Annotated in this window: 20 protein-coding genes and 2 pseudogenes; 9 read left to right on the top strand and 13 right to left on the bottom strand. The window is 69.7% G+C overall.

Translation table 11 applies throughout. The features are described 5' to 3' along the window. Positions 1-94: pseudogene (locus ABZT17_RS15390) on the top strand (TetR/AcrR family transcriptional regulator); the annotation flags it as partial. Here the strand turns inward: ABZT17_RS15390 and ABZT17_RS15385 are convergent. The 9 genes and pseudogenes from ABZT17_RS15385 to ABZT17_RS15345 form a co-directional block, all read right to left on the bottom strand. After that, positions 91-954, bottom strand: a pseudogene (locus ABZT17_RS15385) (lyase family protein); the annotation flags it as partial. The pseudogenes ABZT17_RS15390 and ABZT17_RS15385 overlap by 4 nt on opposite strands. A 145-nt stretch (positions 955-1,099) precedes the next feature. Continuing rightward, positions 1,100-2,116, bottom strand: a complete 1,017-nt coding sequence (locus tag ABZT17_RS15380; RefSeq protein ID WP_356348601.1) for an asparaginase — start codon at positions 2,114-2,116, stop codon at positions 1,100-1,102. 28 nt (positions 2,117-2,144) lie between these two features. Further along, the gene (locus ABZT17_RS15375) at positions 2,145-3,611 is read right to left on the bottom strand and encodes an amino acid permease (RefSeq protein ID WP_356348598.1); all 1,467 of its coding nucleotides are present in this window, start codon (positions 3,609-3,611) and stop codon (positions 2,145-2,147) included. After that, on the bottom strand, positions 3,608-4,285 hold the full coding sequence (locus ABZT17_RS15370; protein WP_356348613.1) for a FadR/GntR family transcriptional regulator: 678 nt from the start codon (positions 4,283-4,285) through the stop codon (positions 3,608-3,610). The genes ABZT17_RS15375 and ABZT17_RS15370 overlap by 4 nt, the downstream gene beginning before the upstream one ends. Before the next feature lie 171 nt (positions 4,286-4,456). Then, positions 4,457-5,293: an undecaprenyl-diphosphate phosphatase gene (locus ABZT17_RS15365; protein ID WP_356348595.1), complete on the bottom strand. Its 837-nt coding sequence runs from the start codon at positions 5,291-5,293 to the stop codon at positions 4,457-4,459. Positions 5,294-5,363: 70 nt separating this feature from the next. Further along, complete coding sequence (crcB, locus tag ABZT17_RS15360; RefSeq protein ID WP_356348592.1) at positions 5,364-5,741, bottom strand: fluoride efflux transporter CrcB; 378 nt, start codon at positions 5,739-5,741, stop codon at positions 5,364-5,366. After that, a complete protein-coding gene (locus ABZT17_RS15355; protein WP_356348590.1) occupies positions 5,738-6,118 on the bottom strand; it encodes a DUF190 domain-containing protein in 381 nt (126 codons plus the stop codon). The genes crcB (ABZT17_RS15360) and ABZT17_RS15355 overlap by 4 nt, the downstream gene beginning before the upstream one ends. Continuing rightward, positions 6,115-6,576, bottom strand: a complete 462-nt coding sequence (gene crcB / locus ABZT17_RS15350; RefSeq protein WP_356348587.1) for a fluoride efflux transporter CrcB — start codon at positions 6,574-6,576, stop codon at positions 6,115-6,117. Before crcB (ABZT17_RS15350) ends, ABZT17_RS15355 begins: the two co-directional genes overlap by 4 nt. A 169-nt stretch (positions 6,577-6,745) precedes the next feature. Continuing rightward, positions 6,746-7,708, bottom strand: a complete 963-nt coding sequence (locus tag ABZT17_RS15345) for an SMP-30/gluconolactonase/LRE family protein (protein WP_356348584.1) — start codon at positions 7,706-7,708, stop codon at positions 6,746-6,748. 135 nt (positions 7,709-7,843) lie between these two features. Between ABZT17_RS15345 and ABZT17_RS15340 the strand changes: the two genes are divergently transcribed. After that, a complete protein-coding gene (locus tag ABZT17_RS15340; protein WP_356348582.1) occupies positions 7,844-8,677 on the top strand; it encodes a ribonuclease BN in 834 nt (277 codons plus the stop codon). Between the two features lie 24 nt (positions 8,678-8,701). Here ABZT17_RS15340 and ABZT17_RS15335 read toward each other — a convergent pair whose 3' ends face one another. From ABZT17_RS15335 to ABZT17_RS15325, 3 genes are all read right to left on the bottom strand, one after another. Continuing rightward, on the bottom strand, positions 8,702-8,989 hold the full coding sequence (locus ABZT17_RS15335) for an ArsR family transcriptional regulator (protein ID WP_356348579.1): 288 nt from the start codon (positions 8,987-8,989) through the stop codon (positions 8,702-8,704). Positions 8,990-9,185: 196 nt separating this feature from the next. Further along, positions 9,186-10,745: an arabinogalactan endo-1,4-beta-galactosidase gene (locus ABZT17_RS15330; protein ID WP_356348577.1), complete on the bottom strand. Its 1,560-nt coding sequence runs from the start codon at positions 10,743-10,745 to the stop codon at positions 9,186-9,188. A gap of 148 nt (positions 10,746-10,893) precedes the next feature. Continuing rightward, positions 10,894-12,915, bottom strand: coding sequence for a beta-galactosidase (locus tag ABZT17_RS15325; RefSeq protein WP_356348575.1), 2,022 nt, complete (start codon positions 12,913-12,915; stop codon positions 10,894-10,896). Between the two features lie 230 nt (positions 12,916-13,145). On the opposite strand from ABZT17_RS15325, the gene ABZT17_RS15320 reads away from it, so the two are divergent. The 6 genes from ABZT17_RS15320 (at position 13,146) to ABZT17_RS15295 (ending at position 18,343) form a co-directional block, all read left to right on the top strand. Further along, positions 13,146-14,474 (top strand): extracellular solute-binding protein, encoded by a 1,329-nt coding sequence (locus ABZT17_RS15320; protein ID WP_356348572.1) that lies wholly within the window; start codon positions 13,146-13,148, stop codon positions 14,472-14,474. Continuing rightward, positions 14,471-15,397 (top strand): sugar ABC transporter permease, encoded by a 927-nt coding sequence (locus ABZT17_RS15315; protein WP_356348570.1) that lies wholly within the window; start codon positions 14,471-14,473, stop codon positions 15,395-15,397. The genes ABZT17_RS15320 and ABZT17_RS15315 overlap by 4 nt, the downstream gene beginning before the upstream one ends. Beyond that, a complete protein-coding gene (locus ABZT17_RS15310) occupies positions 15,394-16,299 on the top strand; it encodes a carbohydrate ABC transporter permease (protein ID WP_356348567.1) in 906 nt (301 codons plus the stop codon). The genes ABZT17_RS15315 and ABZT17_RS15310 overlap by 4 nt, the downstream gene beginning before the upstream one ends. Further along, the gene (locus ABZT17_RS15305; RefSeq protein WP_356348565.1) at positions 16,296-17,327 is read left to right on the top strand and encodes a LacI family DNA-binding transcriptional regulator; all 1,032 of its coding nucleotides are present in this window, start codon (positions 16,296-16,298) and stop codon (positions 17,325-17,327) included. Before ABZT17_RS15310 ends, ABZT17_RS15305 begins: the two co-directional genes overlap by 4 nt. A gap of 178 nt (positions 17,328-17,505) precedes the next feature. Next, positions 17,506-17,856 (top strand): VOC family protein, encoded by a 351-nt coding sequence (locus ABZT17_RS15300; RefSeq protein WP_356348562.1) that lies wholly within the window; start codon positions 17,506-17,508, stop codon positions 17,854-17,856. Positions 17,857-17,929: 73 nt separating this feature from the next. Further along, positions 17,930-18,343 (top strand): MarR family transcriptional regulator, encoded by a 414-nt coding sequence (locus tag ABZT17_RS15295; RefSeq protein WP_356348560.1) that lies wholly within the window; start codon positions 17,930-17,932, stop codon positions 18,341-18,343. A gap of 40 nt (positions 18,344-18,383) precedes the next feature. On the opposite strand, the gene ABZT17_RS15290 is transcribed toward ABZT17_RS15295, so the two are convergent. Next, positions 18,384-18,992 (bottom strand): TetR/AcrR family transcriptional regulator, encoded by a 609-nt coding sequence (locus tag ABZT17_RS15290; RefSeq protein ID WP_356348557.1) that lies wholly within the window; start codon positions 18,990-18,992, stop codon positions 18,384-18,386. Positions 18,993-19,091: 99 nt separating this feature from the next. Here ABZT17_RS15290 and ABZT17_RS15285 point away from each other — a divergent pair, with 99 nt between their 5' ends. After that, the gene (locus ABZT17_RS15285) at positions 19,092-20,024 is read left to right on the top strand and encodes an oxidoreductase (RefSeq protein WP_356348555.1); all 933 of its coding nucleotides are present in this window, start codon (positions 19,092-19,094) and stop codon (positions 20,022-20,024) included. Positions 20,025-20,116 lie beyond the last annotated feature (92 nt).

The raw sequence follows: 20,116 nt of genomic DNA, 5'->3' as shown, positions 1-20,116 counted from the left end.
GAAGGACCCGGTCGGCCTGCTGGTCGACGCGTACGCCGCGATCTACCGGACCGAGCACGGCTTCCGCGCCCTGTGGTTCGGCAGCGGTCTGACCGCGATCCGCTTGAGCACACCGGACATCTGGACGAACGCCCCGCAGTCCTGGGTCGCCTCGACCAGGTTGGCCGCGGTGACCAGCGGCAACCCGGTGATGGCGGAGAGATGACGGCGGGCCGCCTCCGCGTACCCGGCCGGGGCGTTGAGCCCCGTCCCGATGGCCGTGGCCCCCAGGTTGATCTCATGGATCAACTGGACTGCCTCGTCAAGACGGTTGCGGTCCTCGTCAATCATGACGGCATAGGCCGAGAACTCTTGACCGAGCGTCATCGGCACCGCGTCCTGCAACTGTGTACGGCCCATCTTGAGCACATCACGGAACTCGACGGCCTTCCGGGCGAACGAGTCCTGCAGTACGGACATCGCCTTGAGCAGTCCACGCACCGCGAAGACCGTCGCCACCTTGACGGCGGTGGGGTAGACGTCATTGGTCGACTGTCCGAGGTTGACGTCCTCATTGGGATGCAGGTGCTGGTACTGCCCCTTGGCGAACCCCATCAGCTCCAGCGCCCGGTTGGCGACGACCTCGTTGGCGTTCATGTTGGTCGAGGTCCCGGCACCACCCTGAACGACGTCGACCACGAACTGGTCGTGCAGCTTGCCGTCCCGGATCTCCCGACAGGCGGCGACGATGGCGGCGGCCTTCTCCGGCGCCAGCAGCCCGAGTTCCTCGTTGGCGAGGGCGGCGGCTTCCTTGACGGCGGCGAGAGCGTCGATCAAGTGAGGGTACGCGGAGATCGTCATACCGGTGATGGGGAAGTTCTCGGTGGCGCGCAGGGTGTGAACACCCCAGTACGCGTCGGCGGGAACATCCCGGTCACCCAGCAGATCGTGCTCACGGCGAGTGGCGACGGTCATGAGACTGAGGGTCCTCTTCCTGAGATACCGAGCTGAAGCGCCCCTGAAAAGGGGCGCGGGGCGTCATCGATTTGCGGCTGCCGCCGCGTGGGCGCGAGCAGCCGCACCCCACTCGCAGCCGCCACACAACACATCCGACACGTACTTAGGCGCAGGCCGAGACCGCAACCGGCTCCAGCGAACGGACAGGCCGCACGCACCCGACCGCGCGCCCGCCTCCGAGAAGCGCCTCGCCCTGGAACGCGGCGAGCAGTCCGGGATCGACCCCGGCCCAGGCCAGGGCGGCCGCGGCCACCGGCACCCTCGCCCGGTTCGCCCCGTCGGCGATCTTCACGGCGACGGCCCGCCCGTCCGGCAGCGCCGCGACCTCGACGCCCTCGAACCCGTCCTTGGCCAGCAGCCCGGGCACGGCCGCCATGAGCGCGGCGACATCCCGCCCGGCCCCCGACGCCATCTCGGGGTGAGAGCGCATCGCGTCGGCCACCCGGGCCTCCGGCGTACCGTCGGCGGCCGTGGTGATCCGTGCGGCGGCCCGCGCGAGGCCGTGCAGGGACACGGAGAACAGAGGAGCCCCGCACCCGTCGACCGTCACCCGTGCGATCCGCTGCCCGGTCAGGTCCTCGACGATCTCGGCGATCGCCTGCTGCAGCGGATGCGAGGGGTCGAGGTATCCCTCCAGCGGCCAGTCGTTCAGCACGCAGGTGTACAGCATCGCCGCGTGCTTGCCGGAGCAGTTCTGGGCGAGCCGGGACGCCCCGCGCCCCTCCCGGACCCAGGCGTCCCGCACGGCCGGTCCGTACGGCATGTCCGGCACGTTGCGCAGATGGTCCTCGGTGAGACCGGCGAGTCCGAGGATGCGCCGGGCCCCGGCGAGGTGGCGTTCCTCGCCGGAGTGGCTGGCCGCGGTGAGCGAGAGGAGCTCGCCGTCGAGCGGCAGCCCGGCCCGCACCATCGCGACCGCCTGGACGGGCTTGAGCGCGGAGCGCGGATAGAAGGCGGCCTCGATGTCGCCGAGCTGGAACCGGACCTGGCCGTCGGCGCCGAGGACGACGACGGAGCCGTAGTGGATGCCTTCCACGATCCCGTCGCGTATGAGGTGGGCGACGGGAGCGTGGAGGGGCTCGCGGATCCTGGGTGCGTCCGCGACGAAACTGCTGAACATCACTGCCTCTTGTCGGGGAGCACGCGCCTCACGCGTCGGCTCCGGTCGTAGGTGTCGTGGGTGTGGTTCCGGTGGACTGGCGGGCGACCCGGCCGCGGACGCCGAACCATCCGCCGACCAGGGCACCGACGATCAGCGGCAGGCACAGCACGGTGGTGCGGCCGGCGCCTCCGTCGGCGTACATCAGGACCAGGACGGAGGCGAGGAAGGCCAGCGTCACGAGCTCGGTCCAGGGGGAGCCCGGCAGGCGGTAGCCCGGGCGGGTCAGCTCGCCCTTCTGGGTCTTCTGCCAGAAGAGGAGGTGGCAGATCATGATCATGCCCCAGGTGGAGAGGATGCCGATCGCCGCGAAGTTGAGGACGATCTCGAAGGCGTCCGCCGGGACCACGAAGTTGAGGCCGACGCCCAGGACACAGATACCGCTGGTGAGGAGGATTCCGCCGTACGGGACCTGGCTGCGGCTCATCACCGAGGTGAACCTGGGCGCGGAACCGGACATCGCCATGGAGCGCAGGATGCGGCCGGTGGAGTACAGGCCGGAGTTGAGCGAGGACATGGCCGCGGTGAGGACGACGAGGTTCATCACGCCGCCGGCGGCGGGAATGCCGATGTGGGACAGCACGGTCACGAACGGGCTCTGGCCGGCGCTGTACTTGTTCCACGGCAGCAGCATCGAGAGCAGGACGACGGAGCCGACGTAGAAGAGGCCGACACGCCACATGATCGAGTTGATCGCCTTGGGCATGATCTTCTCGGGGTTCTCGGTCTCACCGGCGGCGACGCCGACCAGCTCGACGGAGGCGTAGGCGAAGACGACGCCCTGGATGATCAGCAGCATGGGCAGCAGGCCGTTGGGGAAGACGCCGCCGTTGTCGGTGATCAGGGACGGGCCCGGGGTGGCGCCGTCGACGGGATGCTGGGTGACCAGCAGGTAGATGCCGATACACATGAAGATCACCAGCGCGCTGACCTTGACGATCGCGAACCAGAACTCCATCTCACCGAAGATCTTGACCGAGATCAGATTGACGGTCAGCACCACCGCAAGGGCGATCAATGCGATCAACCACTGAGGGATGTCGGAGAACATGCCCCAGTAGTGCGTGTAGGTGGCCACCGCGGTGATGTCGGCGATGCCGGTGGTCGCCCAGTTGAGGAAGTACATCCAGCCCGCGGTGTACGCGCCCTTCTCGCCCAGGAACTCGCGGGCGTACGACACGAAGGCGCCGGAGGAGGGCCGGTACAGGACGAGTTCGCCGAGGGCGCGCACGACCAGGAAGGCGAAGACGCCGCAGACGGCGTAGGCGACGAAGAGGGAGGGGCCGGCGTCGGCGAGCCGGCCGCCCGCGCCGAGAAAGAGGCCGGTGCCGATGGCGCCGCCGATGGCGATCATGTTGACGTGCCGGGACTTCAGGGACTTGCTGTAGCCCGCGTCTCCGGCGTCGACATGGCCGGAACGTTTCTGCACGCCCTCGTGCAGGGACTGCTCGCTCACGCCTCGGGTCCGCCTTCCGTGGATGGGTCCGTGCGCGCGGGGCGCACGATGTCGGTGAGGGTCGTCTCGACACGGTCGAGGTGGTGCGCCATGGCGTCCACCGCGTCGAGTTCGGAACCGTCCATCAGCGCCTCGACGATCGCCCGGTGCTCGCGGTTGGACTGCTCGCGGCGTCCGCCCAGCTCGTTGAGGAAGGCCGACTGACGCGCCAGTGCGTCGCGGATCTCCTCGATGACCCGGCGGAAGACCGGGTTCTGGGCGGCCTGGGCGACAGCGAGGTGGAACAGCGTGTCGAGGGCGACCCAGGACGTGGTGTCCGTCTCCCGCTCCATGCGCTCCAGCAGATGCGTCAGATGGTCCAGGTCCTCGGGCGTGCGGCGCACGGCCGCGTAGCCCGCCACCGGGATCTCGACATGGCGGCGGACCTCCAGCAGGTCGCTGGCCGCGTAGTCGCCGAAGGTGGGGTCCTCGACGGTGTTCGCGACGACGAAGGTGCCCTTGCCCGTCTTGGAGACGGTCAGGCCCATCGTCTGCAGCGCCCTGAGGGCCTCGCGCAGCACGGGCCGGCTGACCTCCAGGGTGCGGCAGAGCTCCGCCTCGGAGGGCAGCTTGTCCCCCACCCCGTACTCGCCGTTCTCGATGGCGGCACGCAGATGGGCCAGGACCGCTTCCATGGCGCTGATGCGCCGCGGACCCTGACTGGCTGTCTTGCTGTCTGACAGGTTCACGGAAGCGATCCTCCGGGTGACATACGGGGGCTGTCAAGGGATGTGAAAGATGAGATTCACGGGGTGTGAGGCCTGAAAAGCAGACTTCACACCCCGGGACCTGGCCGACCGAGCGGGTCAGCTGCTGATCGCACCGCCGCTGAGCAGGCCCAGCAGCAGGACGCCGACGACGAGCCGGTAGATCACGAAGGCGTTGAAGGAGTGCTTGGCGACGAACTTCAGCAGCCAGGCGATGGAGGCGTAGGCGACGACGAAGGAGATGATCGTGCCGACGGCGAGCGGGGCGGCGCCGACGCCCGCGCCGAGGGCGTCCTTCAGCTCGTAGAGACCGGCGCCGGTGAGGGCCGGGATGCCGAGGAAGAACGAGAGGCGGGTGGCGGCGACACGGTCGAGGTCGAGGATGAGGGCCGTGGACATGGTGGCGCCGGAGCGGGAGAAGCCGGGGAAGAGCAGGGCGAGGATCTGCGAACTGCCGACCAGCATCGCGTCCTTGAAAGTGGTGTCGTCCTCACCGCGCTTGTGCCGGCCCATCTGGTCCGCCGCCCACATCACACCACTGCCGACGATCAGCGAGGCCGCGACCACCCACAGGGAGGCGAGCGGACCCTCGATCAGCGGCTTGGCGGCGAGGCCCACGGCGACGATCGGGATGGTCGCGTAGATCACCCACCAGGCGAACTTGTAGTCGTGGTGGTACCGCTCCTCCTTGTTGACCAGACCGCGGCCCCAGGCGGAGACGATCCGCACGATGTCCTTGAAGAAGTACACCAGCACGGCGGCGATCGCGCCGACCTGGATGACGGCCGAGAACCCGACGACGGCGTCGTCGTCCACGGGGATGCTCATCAGTCCCTCGGCGATCTTCAGATGGCCGGTCGAGGAGACGGGGAGGAACTCGGTCACCCCCTCGACGACTCCGAGGACGGCGGCCTGACCGACGCTAATGACGCTCATGGGATCCAGTTCTGAGGAGGTTGGTCGACAGTGTTGTAGACAGTCTTACTACGCGCGGGGTGCGGCCCGTTCACCGCCCCCAGAGAGCCTGGGCGATCGAGACCCCGACGAATGCCGCGCCGAGACCCGCCGTCACGCTTCCGACGACATTGGCGGCAGCGTAGAGCCCCGCCCCGGTCTCGGTCAGCCGCAGAGTCTCGTAGGAAAAGGTGGAGTAAGTGGTCAGGGCCCCGCACAGGCCCGTACCGAGCAGGAGCCGAAGAGGGGAACCGGCGGCCCCCTCGGCCACCGCCCCGGTCAGCAGACCCAGGATCAGACAGCCGGTGACGTTCACGGCGAAGGTGCCCCAGGGGAAGACCGAGTCGTGCCGGGACTGGACCGCGCGGTCGGTGAGGTACCGCAGCGGTGCGCCGACCATGGCGCCCGCGACGACCAGCAGCCAGTTCACAACGACTTCTTACCCTTCATGTCCGTTTTGCCCGAGGCTTCCTCGCGGCCGACATACCGGATGACCTCGCAGTCGTCGAGAATCACCAGGCCCTCCCCCACCAGCTCGTCGAGCTGCGGCAGGAAGGCACGGACGTGCTCCTCGGTGTCCACGATCACGATCGCGACCGGGAGGTCCTCGCTCAGCGACAGCAGCCGTGAGGTGTGGATCAGGGAGGAGGCGCCGAAGCCCTCGATTCCGCGGAAGACACTGGCACCGGCGAGGCCCGCCGCGTGGGCGCGGTGGACGATCTCCGAGTAGAGCGGCTTGTGGTGCCAGGTGTCGTTCTCGCCGATGAAGACGGTCACGCGCAGGGCGCTGCCGGTCAGCCTGGTCATGGCTGCCTCCACTTCAGGACGCGACGGGCCGCGGTGACCGCCAGCCACACCGCTGCGAGGGCCGCGAGCAGGGTCGCGGCGAGATAGGCCAGCCCGGTGCGGGGGTGGCCGGCGTCGACGAGCCTCTGGATGTCGACGGCATAGGTGGAGAAGGTGGTGAAGCCCCCGAGCACGCCGGTGCCGAAGAAGGGCCGGACGAGGCGGTGGGCGGCCCACACGTCGGTGATGACCACCATGAACACGCCGATCACGGCGCAGCCGACGACATTCGTCCAGAACGTCGCCCAGGGGAAGTGGCCGGGCGGGGTGGGCCACCACAGGGAGAGCGCGTAGCGGGCGGTGGCGCCCAGGGCACCGCCGAGCGCGACCACCACGACGACCGGAGCCTGGGTGCGCCAGGCGGGCTGCCGGGTGGGGTGCGGGCGGGCGCGGACGCTCTCCGCTTCCGGGGCTGTCATGGTCGTACGTCTCCTACTCGCCGGGGCCCGGGCGTGCGGGCGCCGCTCCTTCGCAAGTAGGGACCGTTGGCGGCACCACTGCCGCGGTTCGGGTACGGCGGGCCCCACCGCCGCGCCGCGAGGAGTGCCCGCGGCCGGGCTACAGGGTAGCGCCCGGCCGGGACCCGGGTCATTTCGGGGCCGGTCGCTCGCACACCGCCAGGCCCCGCTCCCACAGGCTGCCCAGCACCAGATGGCCGGCGGCCTCGCAGACGCTGGTCACCATGCGGAAGCCGGAACGGCGGCGGGTGAGGTGGTGGACGATCGCCCCCTGGTCGTCGACGCCGAGCACACCGATGAAGCCGGTGGGGCGGTAGGGGGCGTGGACGGCGGCCCGGGCGGCGGTGGCGCGGACCGCGGGGGCGGTGCGGTGCAGCAGGTCGAGCGGGGGGACGCGCGGGCCGGCCAGGGAGACCCAGATCGGGCCGTCCGGTGCGCCGCGCCAGATGTTGTCGGGCATGCCCGGCAGGTTCTCGGCGAAGGGCTCCGCGTGTCCCGCCCGCGGTCCGGTGAGCCAGTAGCGGGTGAGACGGCGGGCGCCGGTCTCGGCGACGACCAGGAACGATTCGTCGGAGCTCAGGGCCAGTCCGTTGGCGAACTGCAGCCCTTCGAGGAGGACTTCGGGCCGTTCGCTGCCGGGCTCGAGGCGCAGCAGCCGGCCGGTCCCGGAGTGTTCGACGATGTCGCCGATCCACTGGCCGAGGGGGTAGCGGCGGCTGGAGACGGTGAAGCAGACGCTGCCGTCGGCCAGGGCGACGACATTGCTGCAGAACCTCAGCCGCTCCCCCGCCACCGAGTCGGCGAGGATGCGCACGATGCCCTCACGCAGGTCGACGCGGAGCAGTCCGAGTTCGGCGTCGCACACCAACAGGGCGTCGTCCGGGAGGAGTTCGAGGCCGAGGGGCCGGCCGCCGGTCTCGGCGAGCACCTCGACGCGTGCCGTCGTGTCGCCGGTGAGGCCGTCGACGCGCAGGATGCGGCCGTCCTCCACCCCGGTCAGCACCCGGCCGCGGGCGTCGGCGACGACGTCCTCGGGGCCGCGGCCGCCGATGGCTACGTACCGGAGAGGGACGAGTGGGGTGACACGGTCCATGGAAACCTCCTCGTCTGGGTCGGGCAGTTCATGCTGGCATGTGTGTGGAGGTTCGACGGAGGCCGCGTCACTCGATCAGGTTTACATCGAGGCTTTCCTGGCGACTCAGGACAGCGCCCGAGAAGGGGTGGTCCCATGTCACGGTGGGCTGTGTGGTGGCACCGCTCGGGGCTCGCGACCCTGTACGGGCGCGGCTCGGAGCTGGAGTTGCTGCACCGGGCGCTCGGTTTCGCGACGCTCGCCCTGGTCACGCTGGCGCCGCTGCTCATCGTGGTCGCGGCGGCGGATCCGCTGGGGCACGGCGGGTTCGCGCTGTGGCTGGTGGACGGCATGGACCTGTCCGGTCGCTCCGCCAAGGCCCTCACCCAGGTCTTCGGCCCGCCGAGCAAGGTGATCAGCACCACCAGCGCCTGGAGCGGGGCCCTGCTCGCGCTGTTCGGGCTGTCCTTCGCGTCGAGCGTGCAGAACGGGTACGAGCGGATCTGGAAGGCGTCCGCCGGCGCCTGGCACCGGATCTGGCGGCAGGCGGTGTGGCTGGTCGTGCTGATGGTGTATGTGTACGCGCAGGTGCAGACCCGCAATGTGCTGCAGGGCTCGTCCCGCATCCCGCTGAGCATGGCGTTCGGCATCCTGTTCTTCTGGTGGGGCCCGCACTACCTTCTGCACCGCGCGGTGCCGTGGCGGTATCTGCTGCCCGGGGCGCTGGCCACGATGGCCGGCCTGGTGGGCCTGCGCTGGTTCTCGTACCTGGTGTTCACCCCGCTCCTGGTCACCAACGCGATCAGCTACGGCCCGGCCGGCACCATCCTCGTGGTGGAGTCCTGGCTGGTGGGGGTGGGGTTCGTCGTCCACGGCGGCGCGCTGCTCGGACGTCTGCTCTGCGAGCGGTTCGGGTACCGGGACGAGCCGCACGGGGACGGCGGCGATGAGGGGCCGTCGCCGGTGCCGTCGTCGAGGGGCACCGTGTAGCACCTCGATGTGCCGTCGCCGCGGCTACCAGCCCTTCTCGAACATCCGGCCCACCTCGGCGATCCGCACCTCGTCCCGCCGGTAGTGGGTGCGCCGCCCGATTCTGCGGGTGCGCAGCAGGCCGATGGCCGCGAGCAGGGCGAGGTGGCTGTCCGCGACGGCGACGGGCACGCCGAGCTTCGTGGCGACGGCGTCCGCGGTGACGCCGTCCTCGACGAGGTCGCCCTGCGACGGTGCGGGGAAGTGCGCGGCCGGGTCCTTGAGCCACTCCAGGATGTCCAGGCGCTGCGAGCCGACGGGATTCCTCAACATCGCGTCCCCCTCTCCGGACGGACCACCGCGAGGCGCGTCCTCCCACTGTCCCGCAGCACGGGCCGCGTTGTCCGGGAGTCGGCGCCCCTTGTCCGGGACCGATCGGCCCGGCCGCCGCACGTTCCCGCGGTCCCGCCCCTGTACAGACGGGCGAGGGCCCGGTCGCTCCCCTGCGACCGGGCCCCCTCCCACAGGTTCAGCGATGGCTGAACCAGCTCATGGCCGAGGTGGCCTTGTCGTTGTAGTCGAACAGGGCCTGGTTCTCCCAGCCGTTGCCGGAGGTGGAGTCGGCCGGGTCCCAGCCGTTGCCGGTGACCGCGGTCCAGGTCGCCTCCCAGTAGAAGACGCCGAGGCCCTTGTTGCCGGGTACGGCCTCCACGATGTTCGCGACGGCGTTCATCCACGCCAGCTGGCCCGCCTGGGTGGCCGGGTAGCCGGTGACCAGCTCACCGGTGGTGTCGATCTGGTTCTCCAGGGAGTCGTCCTGGGCGAGGGTGAAGGGGTAGGCCGTCTCCGCGACGAACACGGGCTTGCCGTAGCGGGAGACCACGTCGTCCAGGGTGGTCTGGGCGGCGGCGAGCGAGCCGTGCCAGTAGCCGTAGTACGACAGCCCGATCACGTCGTAGTTGATGCCGTAGGTCTTGGCGTTGTCGAACCACCAGCGGACGGTGGAGTCGTCACCGGCGTTGGCCAGGTGCAGGGCGACCTGGGTGCCGGAGGAGACCGCCTTGACCGCGCTGTAGCCGGAGTTGAGCAGACCGGCCAGCTGGGACCAGTTGTCGGTGGAGCCCTCGGACCACAGGATGCCGCCGTTGATCTCATTGCCGACCTGCACCATGTCGGCGGTGGTGCCCTGGGCCTTCAAGGCGTTCAACACGTCGTACGTGTGGTTGTACACGTCGGTCTTGAGTTGACTGTACGTGTGTGACGACCACGCGGCCGGCTTGGTCTGCTTGCCCGGGTCGGCCCAGGTGTCCGAGTAGTGGAAGTCGACCAGGAGCTTCATGCCGGCGGCCTTGACGCGCTTGGCCATGGCGAGCACCCGCGTCTTGTTGTTGTAGCCGTCGGCCGGGTTGACCCAGACCTTGAGGCGCGCGTAGTTCATGCCGGCGTTCTTGAGGAGGGTGACCGCGTCACCGGTGGTCCCGGAGCTGGTCTTGTATACGCCGCCGAGGGCCTCGCTCTTGGCGAGGGACGAGATGTCGGCACCCTTGATCGACAGGCCGGTCGATCCAGATGTGAAGGTCAGGTCGTCGACATTGATCCAGTTGCCGGCGTTCGCGTCACTGTTGATGCTGATGGTGCACTGGTTGTTGGTCACATTGATCGACGTGACAATGCGGACCCAGCTGCTGGCGGAGACCGGCAGATCGGTCCTCTGTTCCGAACTGCCGCAGTTCTTCAGGGATATGTAGGCGGAATTCTGCCCGCCGCTGGAGCGGGTCCAGGCGGTGAGCGTGTACTTCCCGTCGGTCAGCCCCGAGAGGTACTGGTACGTCTCCACCTTGTAGGCGGACGACGCGTAGTGGGACAGGCGGTAACTCCCGCTGTGCCCACCGGACTCGGTGTACGAGGCGCCGGTGTCGCCGTACTCGGACCAGCCGGCCGGTGCGGCCACACCCGCGCCGTCGGACTCGAATCCGCCGTTGGTGAGGGTGCTCGCCGCCTGCGCGGCGGGGGCGGGCAGGGCGATCAGGGCGAGCCCGGCCACGAGCGGCAGCAGCAGGGCCCTCAGTGTGCGTCTGGGATGGAACATCGTCGTCCGTCGTCCCTTCGACGTGCGGGGACGGGGCATCCCCTCCAGTGGGGATCTCCCCGTTGGGGGTGTCCCTCCGGTGGCACCCGGAGGGGGTGCCCCTCCGCCCGCGGCTCTCGTGGCACGCGCGGGCGGAGGGGGGTTCGGCTCAGCCGTCGAGTCGTACGACCCGGACGGCTCCGGCGGGGACCGCGAGGCGGCCCGCGGCCCGTTCCCCGGTCAGCAGTTCGGTGCCGTGGGTCTCCAGCGGCACCTTGGCGTCCGAGGCGGTGTGGTTGATCGCGAACAGATAGCTGCCCGACTCACCGGTGCGGCGCACGACCTCCACATCGCGGGGCAGGTCGGCGAGGGGCGTGATCCGCGCGTCCTCGATCGCCCAGCCCAGCAGCGCGTCCAGGCCCGCGGAGCCGAGGCGGGTGGAGACGTACCAGGCGGTCCCCTCGCCGAGGTGGTGCCGGGTGACGGCCGGGTGGCCCTCGGTGAGGCCGTCGGCGTACGTCCACACGGTCTCCGCGCCACGCGGCACCACGAACTCGGTCCAGACGTCGCCGGCGAGTTCGGAGCCGTCCGGCCCGGTGATCCGCACCGACCGGCCCGGCAGCAGCGGCGAGAACTCCTCGACCGTCAGACCGAGCACGTCCCGGAGCGCGCCCGGGTAGGCGCCCGGATGGACCGCGTCGTGCTCGTCGACGATGCCGGAGAAGTACGAGACGACGAGGGTGCCGCCCCTCTCGACGTACTCCCTGAGGTTGTTCCCGGCCGCCTCCGTCATCAGGTAGAGCGCGGGCACGACGACAAGGGGATACCTCGACAAGTCGCTTTCCGGGTGAGCGAAGTCGACGGTGAGGTGGCGGTCGTAGAGGGCCTCGTAGAAGGCGTCGGCGCGCTCGCGCGGGTCGTGGTCCTCGCTCGGGCGCCATTCGAGCTTCTGCGCCCACCAGGAGTGCCAGTCCCACAGCACGGCGACATCGGCCTCGGTGCGGGTGCCGCGGACGGTGCTCAGGGAGTCGAGGCAGGCGCCGAGCTCGACGACCTCGCGCCACACCCGTGTGTCGGTGCCGCCGTGCGGGAGCATCGCCGAGTGGAACTTCTCGGCACCCCGCCGGGACTGCCGCCACTGGAAGAACAGGGCGCCGTCGGAGCCGCGGGCCACATGGGCGAGGGAGTTGCGGGCCATCTGGCCGGGGGCCTTGGCGGGGTTGCGGGGCTGCCAGTTGACGCCCGAGGTGGAGTGCTCCAGGAGCAGCCAGGGGGCGCCGGAGGCCACGGACCGGGTGAGGTCGGCGGCCATCGCGAGGTTCACATGGGTGCGGCGGCCGTCGGTGATCAGGTAGTGGTCATTGGTGACGAGGTCGACCTCTCGGCCCCAGGCCCAGTAGTCGACGGAGTCGCACTGGCTCAGGGCGGTCATGAAGTTCGTCGTGACCGGGACGCCCGGCGAGAGGCGGTGCAGGATGTCCCGCTCCCGCACGAAGTTCTCGCGCATGGTGGCGTCGGCGAAGCGCTTGTAGTCCAGCGCCTGGGCCGGGTTCACGGCCGTCGGGGTCGCCCGCGGCGGGTTGATCTGCTCGAAGCCGGTGTAGCGCTGGCCCCAGAAGGCGGTGCCCCAGGCCTCGTTGACACCGTCGACCGTCTCGTACGTCGACCGCAGCCAGCGGCGGAAGTGGGCGGCGCAGGAGTCGCAGTAACAGGCCGAGACGGGGACGCCGTACTCGTTGTGCACGTGCCACATCGCCAGTGCCGGGTGGTCGCCGTAGCGCTCGGCGAGCCTGGTCGTGATCGCCGCGGCGGCCGTGCGGTAGTCGGCGTCGCTGTGACAGATGGCGGCGCGGGAGCCGAACTCGTAGCGCACGCCCTCGCGGCTCACCGGCAGCGCCTCGGGGTGGGCGCGGTAGAACCAGGCCGGCGGGCAGACGGTGGGGGTGCCCAGGTCGACGCGTATGCCGTGTGCGTGCAGCAGGTCGATGATCCGGTCGAGCCAGCCGAAGTCGTACGACCCGGGCGCGGGCTCCAGCAGCGCCCAGGAGAAGATTCCGACGCTCACCATCGTGACGCCGGCCTCCCGCATCAGCCGGACGTCCTCCTGCCAGACGCTTTCCGGCCACTGCTCGGGGTTGTAGTCCCCACCGAAGGCGAGCCTGGTGAGGCCCCTGGGGCTGGTCTCCGGCATGGATCTCTCCCGTTGCGTCGATCATGTGGGAACGTGCACACACTGCGGTGGCGGTGCGAGCCCAACATAACCGCACAGCAACAACCATTGACAAGTGTCCGGGATGTTTCTCTACTGTGAACGCTCACAGAGCAGCACCGCAGGTCCTCGCCACGGGCGGGGGCCCGGCTCCTGTGATTCGCATGGCAGGTTTCCGCATGAGGCGGGGACCCAGGTCAGGGGAGAGATCCATGCCCAACACGAAGCGCACTCGGCTCAGTCGAACGGCAGCATCCACCATCGCCGTTGCCCTCGGCGCCACCGCACTCGCCGCCTGCGGCTCGTCCGACAGCGACAGCAAGACCGCGTCGGGGCCGGTCTCGCTGACGTACTGGACCTGGACGCCCGGCATGGACAAGGTCGTGGACCTGTGGAACAAGGGCCCGGGCAAGAAGGACCGGATCACGGTCACGGTGAAGAAGCAGGCGTCCGGCGACACACTGGTCACCAAGATCCTCACCGCGCACAAGGCGAAGAAGGCACCCGACCTGGTGCAGGCCGAGTACCAGGCGCTGCCGACACTGGTCAGCAATGACGCGCTGGCCGACATAGCGAAGGACGTCGGCGACGCGAGGTCCAAGTTCGCGTCCGGCGTCTGGCAGCAGACCACGCTGGGCACGGACGCGGTCTACGCGGTGCCGCAGGACATCGGCCCGATGATGTTCTACTACCGCCAGGACCTCTTCAAGAAGTACGGCCTCACGATCCCCACCACCTGGGAGCAGTTCGCCGAGACCGCCCGCGCGCTGAAGAAGAAGGCGCCGGACAAGGACCTGACCACGTTCTCCGCCAACGACTCCGGCCTCTTCGCGGGTCTGGCCCAGCAGGCCGGCGCCAAGTGGTGGACGACCTCCGGCGACAAGTGGAAGGTCGCCATCAACGACGCGGCCACCAAGAAGGTCGCCGACTTCTGGGGCGGTCTGGTCAAGGAGGGCGCCATCGACAACCAGCCGATGTACACGCCGTCCTGGAACAAGGCCCTCAACACCGGCAAGCAGATCGCCTGGGTCTCCGCGGTGTGGGCGCCGGGCACGCTGACCACGGCCGCACCCCAGACCCAGGGCAAGTGGGCCATGGCCCCGCTCCCCCAGTGGTCCGCCGGCGAGAACGTCACCGGCAGCTGGGGCGGATCCTCCACCGCCGTCACCACGGACTCCGCGCACAAGGAGGCCGCGGCCGAGTTCGCCGCGTGGCTGAACACCGACGGCGCAGCCCTGCAGGCGCTGGCCAAGGACAGCGGCATCTATCCGGCCGCCACCAACGCCCAGACCAGCGGCGCCTTCGCGAGCCCGCCGGCGTACTTCTCGAACCAGCCGGACTTCTACACCAAGGCCGCCGAGATCGCGAAGACCACGGCGCCCTCGGCCTGGGGCCCGAACGTGAACGTCGCCTACACCACCTTCAACGACGCCTTCGGCGCCGCCGCGAAGAACAAGTCGGACTTCTCCGCCGCCCTGAACACCATGCAGGACGCCACGGTCGCCGACATGAAGAAGCAGGGCTTCGAGGTCTCCCAGTGAGCAGCACCACCCGCCGGAGGTCGTACGGGGTCAAGGGGGCCCCGTACGGCTTCCTCCTCCCCGCGACCGTCCTGTTCGCGCTGTTCTTCGCGCTGCCCATCGGCTACGCGGTCTATCTCAGCTTCCGCAAGGTGCACGTCTCCGGTCTCGGCCTGGGCTCCGGCGCCCGCAAGGAGGTCTGGGCCGGCCTGGAGAACTACACGGACACCCTCACCGACAGCGAGCTGGGCCACGGCGCGCTGCGCGTCCTCGGCTACGGCTGCCTCGTCGTCCCGGTGATGCTCGGCCTCGCCCTGCTCTTCGCGCTGATGCTCGACTCGGACAAGGTGCGCCTCGCCCCCTTCACCCGGCTCGCGATCTTCCTGCCGTACGCCATCCCCGGCGTGGTGGCGGCGCTGCTGTGGGGCTTCCTCTACCTGCCGGACGTCAGCCCGTTCTACTACGTCCTGGAGAGGCTGCACATGCCGCAGCCCAACCTCCTGGACGGCGGCCCGCTGTATCTCGCCATGTCGAACATCGCGGTGTGGGGCGGCACCGGCTTCAACATGATCGTCATCTATACCTCGCTGCGGTCGATCCCCGCCGAGGTGTACGAGGCGGCGAAGCTGGACGGCGCCACACCGCTGCAGATCGCCCTCAGGATCAAGATCCCGATGGTGGCGCCCTCGCTGGTGCTGACGTTCTTCTTCTCGATCATCGCGACGCTCCAGGTGTTCAACGAGCCGATGACCCTCAAGCCGCTCACCAACTCCCTGCCGCTGACCTGGAGTCCGCTGATGAACGTGTACCAGGACGCGTTCCGCAACGGCGACATCTACCAGGCGGCCGCGGAGGCCGTGATCATCGCGCTGGCCACGCTCGTCCTGTCCTTCGGCTTCCTGCGGGCCGCGAACCGCCGTCAGAAGCAGGAGGCGACGCGATGAGTTCCCTCGCCGTACCAAAGGCGCCCGCGGCGGCCGGCACGACCGGTGCCGCCCGGGGTCGCCCGCCCGTGCGCCGCCGTATCGCACTGGTCCCGACGATCACCCTCGTGCTCGGCGCGATCTACACGCTGCTGCCGGTGGCGTGGGTGGTCATCGCGTCCACCAAGTCCGGGCGCGAACTGTTCTCCACCTTCACGTTCCTGCCGGGCACGGGCTTCGTCGACAACGTCAAGGAGCTCAGCGCCTACCGCGACGGCGTCTACTGGAAGTGGATGGGCAACTCCGCCCTCTACGCCGTCGTCGGCGCGCTGCTGTCGTCGTGCGTGTCGGCGTTCAGCGGCTACGCCCTCGCGACATACCGCTTCCGCGGTCGCGAGACGATGTTCAACGTGCTGCTCGCGGGTGTGCTGATGCCGCCGGTCATCCTCGCCATCCCGCAGTACCTGCTGCTGGCGAAGGCGGACCTCACGGACTCCTACCTGTCCGTGCTGCTGCCGCAGATCCTGTCGCCGTACGGTGTCTACCTCGCCCGGATCTACGCGGCCGCCGCCGTGCCCGCCGACGTGGTGGAGGCCGGCCGGATGGACGGCGCGAGCGAGTGGCGGATCTTCACCCGGGTCGCGCTGCCGATGATGGTGCCCGGCCTGGTGACGGTGTTCCTGTTCCAGTTCGTGGCCGTGTGGAACAATTTCCTGCTGCCGTTCATCATGCTCAGCGACGACGAGAAGTTCCCGATCACGGTCGGTCTGTACACGCTCCTGGAACAGGGTTCCAACACACCGGCGCTGTACACCCTGGTGATCACGGGCGCGTTCCTCGCGGTGATCCCGCTGATCGCGCTCTTCCTGGTCATCCAGCGGTTCTGGAGCCTCGATCTGCTCTCCGGAGCCGTAAAGTCATGACCATGAGCAACACGGGGGGCCGACGCAAGCCGCCGACGATCCACGACGTGGCCCGCGAGGCGGGTGTCTCGCGGGGCACCGTCTCCCGGGTGCTCAACGGCGGGCACTACGTCAGCCCGTCCGCCGCCGAGGCGGTCAACGCGGCGATCCGCAAGACCGGTTACGTCGTCAACCGGCACGCGCGCTCACTGATCACCGGGCGGTCCGACTCCGTGGGCTTCCTGCTGACGGAGCCTCAGGAGCGGTTCTTCGAGGACCCCAACTTCAATGTGCTGCTGAGCGCCTGCACCCAGGCGCTGGCGGCGCACGACATCCCCCTGCTGCTGATGCTGGCGGGCACGAAGGACGAACGGCGGCGCATAACGCGCTACATCACCGCCGGTCACGTCGACGGTGTGCTGCTGGTCTCCAGCCATTCCGGGGACCCGGTCGCGGAGGAGCTGCACAAGGCGGGGGTGCCCCTCGTACAGTGCGGCAAGCCGATGGGCCTGGGTTCCAAGGTGAGTTACGTGGCCGCGGACGACCGGGACGGCGCCCGTGACATGGTCCGCCATCTGCTGTCGCTGGGCCGCCGCCGCATCGGCATGGTGAGCGGCCCCCTGGACACCCCCGGCGGTGTCGACCGGCTCGCCGGCTACAAGGAGGTCCTCACCGAGGCCGGTGTCGAGATCGACGAGCGGCTGATCGTCTCCGGCGACTACAGCCGGGCCAGCGGCGAGGCGGGCGCCGAACGGCTGCTGGCGCGGGCCCCGGACATGGACGCCGTGTTCGTGGCCTCCGACCTGATGGCCCAGGGCGCCCTCACGGCGCTGCACCGGGCCGGCCGCCGGGTGCCCGAGGACGTGTCCGTGGGCGGCTTCGACGACTCCAGCGCCGCGATCGAGGCCACCCCCGCCCTCACGACCATCCGCCAGCCCTACGACCGCATCAGCGCCGAGATGGTGCGGGTGCTGCTGGCACAGATCGGCGGCGAGGACCCGGCGGCGGTGATCCTGCCGACGGAACTGGTGAAGCGCGACTCGACGTAAGAGGTGCCCGGCAAACCGGACTCCCGGCCGGGGACCGGTTCCACGAGCCACCTCGCACCATCCTGTGAACCGCGTGATCCGTAAGCGGTCAGGATTCGAGAAGCCACCCCCGCTCCCCCGGCCTAGCGTGGGACCACCGGCGAAATCCGTCGGTCCACCGCTCACCGAGGAGTACGTCATGACCGACGGCGTCCACACGATCATCTACCCCGTCAAGGACCTCGCCCGGGCGAAGGCCCTGTTCAGCGCCCTGCTGGAGGTGGAGCCCTACGCGGACCAGCCGTACTACGTCGGCTTCAAGGCGGCCGGCCAGGACATCGGCCTCAACCCCAACGGGCATGCGCAGGGCCTCACGGGCGCGGTGCCCTACTGGCATGTGTCCGACATCCGGGGGCGGCTCGCGGCGCTGGTCGAGGCGGGCGCCGAGCTGGTGGAGGACGTTCGCGACGTGGGCAACGGCCGTCTGATCGCCTCCCTCAAGGACGCGGACGGCAATCTGATCGGGCTGCTCCAGGACCCGGTCGCCTGAGGACCGCACAACTCCATGCGTCCGCACTAGTTGTACATACAACAAAAGGCGGATTCGGTGTTACCGTGCGGGTATGGCGGCGAAAACGGCGGGCACCGGCCTCGAGGAGCAGTGGCGGACCATTCTGTCCGTGCACGCGCGCACCATGTGCGAGATCGACCGGGTGCTGCACCCGCACGGCCTCGGCGCGAGCGACTTCGAGGTGCTCGACCTCCTCGCCTCCGAGGCGCCCGAGGAGGGCGACCAGTGCCGGGTGCAGAACCTGGTGGGACGGGTGCACCTCAGCCAGAGCGCGCTGTCCCGGCTGATCGGCCGGCTGGAGAAGGACGGTCTGGTCGAGCGCTCCGTATGCGTGGAGGACCGGCGCGGCGTGTGGGTCACCCTGACACAGAAGGGGCGCGACCTGCACGCCGCGGTCCTGCCGCTGCAGCGCGACGCGCTGACGCGGATGCTGGCCGAGGACGCCGCCCGAGCCGAGGAAGGCTGATCGGAGCCTCCACAGGCTCACGGCAAGGCTGATTCGGCCCTCAGGAGGGCCGGTCCGGCGCGCAGCCGCGCAGGACGAACGCGATCACCTCGTCCAGGCCGTGCTCGGCGGCCTCCGGGGGGATCATGCCGGCGGCGGCGAGGTCGGCGTAGCCGTGCAGGACGGCGAACACCGGCAGACCGACACGCTCCATCGGGCCCTCCCGCACCTCACCGCGGCGCTGCCCCTCCGCCACGAGCCGCTCGATGATCTCCGACCAGCGCCCGACGGCCTCCACCAGGTCCTCCGAGGCCGTCGGATCGTGCTTCACCGCGTACATCAGGTCGAGCAGCGCGGCGTTCTCCCGGGCGAAGCCCACATATGCCCGGACCACCGCGTCGACCTGCTTCGCGAAGGTCCCCCCGACGCTCCCCTGTGACGCCTCCAGCACGTCGGCCATCCGCTCGAAGCCGGTCAGGGCCAGGGCGTCCAGCAGCGCCTGTTTGTCCTTGAAGTGACGGCTGGGCGCGGCATGACTGACACCGAGGTCGCGGGCGAGCTCGCGCAGGGACAGCGCGGCCGGGCCCTTCTCCTTGAGTGTCTGCTCGGCGCGGTCCAGCAGCGCGGCGCGCAGGTCTCCGTGGTGATAGCGGCGAGAGCGGGGGTGCATGGACGCAAGTGTAGCCACCATGTTTGTGGCGCCTACATTGTTGGCACCGTCACCATTGTTGTCATTGACAGCATTGTAGGCGGCGCCTACATTCGAGACATGGCTACTGAGACAGGCAAGACCGCACCCAGCAAGTGGAACATCACCGACATCCCCGACCAGAGCGGCCGTACGGCCGTGGTCACCGGCGCCAACAGCGGACTCGGCATCGCCACCGTCGAGGCGCTGGCCGGCGCGGGCGCGCATGTCGTGCTCGCCGTCCGGGACCCGAAGCGCGGCGAGGCCGCCGCGGCGGGCGTCGGCGGGAGCGTGGAGGTGCGCCGCCTCGATCTGGCGGACCTGGCCTCCGTGCGCGAGTTCGCGGCGAGCTGGCGGGGCGACCTGGATCTGCTCGTCAACAACGCCGGCGTGATGAACATCCCCGAGAGCCGCACCAAGGACGGCTTCGAGATGCAGTTCGGCACCAACCACCTCGGCCACTTCGCCCTGACGAACCTGCTGTTGCCGCACATCACCGACCGGGTGGTGACCGTGTCCTCCGGTGCGCACCGGATGCCGGGCACCCCGTACATCCACTTCGACAACCTTCACCTCACCGGCGAGTACGCGCCCATCACGGCCTACAGCCAGTCCAAGCTGGCCAATCTGCTGTTCACCCTCGAACTCCAGCGCCGGCTCGCCGAGTCGGGCTCCTCCGTCCGCGCCCTGGCCGCCCACCCCGGGTACGCGGCCACCAACCTCCAGAGCCACGACGGCAGTTCACTGCGCCGCGCCCTGATGCGGGTGGGCAACCGGGTCATGGCCCAGGACAGCAGGGCCGGCGCCCTGCCCACCCTGTACGCCGCCGTCCAGGACCTGCCCGGCGCGAGCTACGTCGGCCCGGACGGCTTCGGCGAGATGCGCGGCGCCCCCACCCTCGTCGGCCGCTCGGCGGCGGCCAGCGACCCGGCGACCGCCCGCCGCCTGTGGACCGTCTCCGAGGAACTGACCGGCGTCACCTTCCCGCAGCCGGCAGCGGTCGCGGGGGCGTGAGTCATGACGGCTCTGCTGATCGCCGCCGTACTGGCCGTCGGCATCGCCTGCCTGGTGGCCGCGGTGGCGCCGGGCTGAACGACGACGAGGCG

It is taken from the genome of Streptomyces sp. NPDC005648, assembly GCF_040605395.1.
Lineage (GTDB): Bacteria > Actinomycetota > Actinomycetes > Streptomycetales > Streptomycetaceae > Streptomyces.
The sequence above is the reverse complement of the archived record's forward strand: the minus strand, read 5'-3'. Positions and strand labels throughout refer to the sequence as shown.

Bases quoted from the DNA above. Each gene is read 5' to 3' on its own strand.
- ABZT17_RS15290 (WP_356348557.1), bottom strand. From the start codon at position 18,992: ATGCACCCCCGCTCTCGCCGCTATCACCACGGAGACCTGCGCGCCGCG.
- ABZT17_RS15330 (WP_356348577.1), bottom strand. From the start codon at position 10,745: ATGTTCCATCCCAGACGCACACTGAGGGCCCTGCTGCTGCCGCTCGTG.
- ABZT17_RS15310 (WP_356348567.1), top strand. From the start codon at position 15,394: ATGAGTTCCCTCGCCGTACCAAAGGCGCCCGCGGCGGCCGGCACGACC.
- ABZT17_RS15325 (WP_356348575.1), bottom strand. From the start codon at position 12,915: ATGCCGGAGACCAGCCCCAGGGGCCTCACCAGGCTCGCCTTCGGTGGG.
- ABZT17_RS15345 (WP_356348584.1), bottom strand. From the start codon at position 7,708: ATGGACCGTGTCACCCCACTCGTCCCTCTCCGGTACGTAGCCATCGGC.
- ABZT17_RS15335 (WP_356348579.1), bottom strand. From the start codon at position 8,989: ATGTTGAGGAATCCCGTCGGCTCGCAGCGCCTGGACATCCTGGAGTGG.
- ABZT17_RS15320 (WP_356348572.1), top strand. From the start codon at position 13,146: ATGCCCAACACGAAGCGCACTCGGCTCAGTCGAACGGCAGCATCCACC.
- ABZT17_RS15295 (WP_356348560.1), top strand. From the start codon at position 17,930: ATGGCGGCGAAAACGGCGGGCACCGGCCTCGAGGAGCAGTGGCGGACC.
- ABZT17_RS15365 (WP_356348595.1), bottom strand. From the start codon at position 5,293: ATGAGCGTCATTAGCGTCGGTCAGGCCGCCGTCCTCGGAGTCGTCGAG.
- ABZT17_RS15285 (WP_356348555.1), top strand. From the start codon at position 19,092: ATGGCTACTGAGACAGGCAAGACCGCACCCAGCAAGTGGAACATCACC.
- ABZT17_RS15380 (WP_356348601.1), bottom strand. From the start codon at position 2,116: ATGTTCAGCAGTTTCGTCGCGGACGCACCCAGGATCCGCGAGCCCCTC.
- ABZT17_RS15305 (WP_356348565.1), top strand. From the start codon at position 16,296: ATGACCATGAGCAACACGGGGGGCCGACGCAAGCCGCCGACGATCCAC.
- crcB (WP_356348587.1), bottom strand. From the start codon at position 6,576: ATGACAGCCCCGGAAGCGGAGAGCGTCCGCGCCCGCCCGCACCCCACC.
- ABZT17_RS15340 (WP_356348582.1), top strand. From the start codon at position 7,844: ATGTCACGGTGGGCTGTGTGGTGGCACCGCTCGGGGCTCGCGACCCTG.
- ABZT17_RS15355 (WP_356348590.1), bottom strand. From the start codon at position 6,118: ATGACCAGGCTGACCGGCAGCGCCCTGCGCGTGACCGTCTTCATCGGC.
- ABZT17_RS15370 (WP_356348613.1), bottom strand. From the start codon at position 4,285: ATGGAAGCGGTCCTGGCCCATCTGCGTGCCGCCATCGAGAACGGCGAG.
- ABZT17_RS15300 (WP_356348562.1), top strand. From the start codon at position 17,506: ATGACCGACGGCGTCCACACGATCATCTACCCCGTCAAGGACCTCGCC.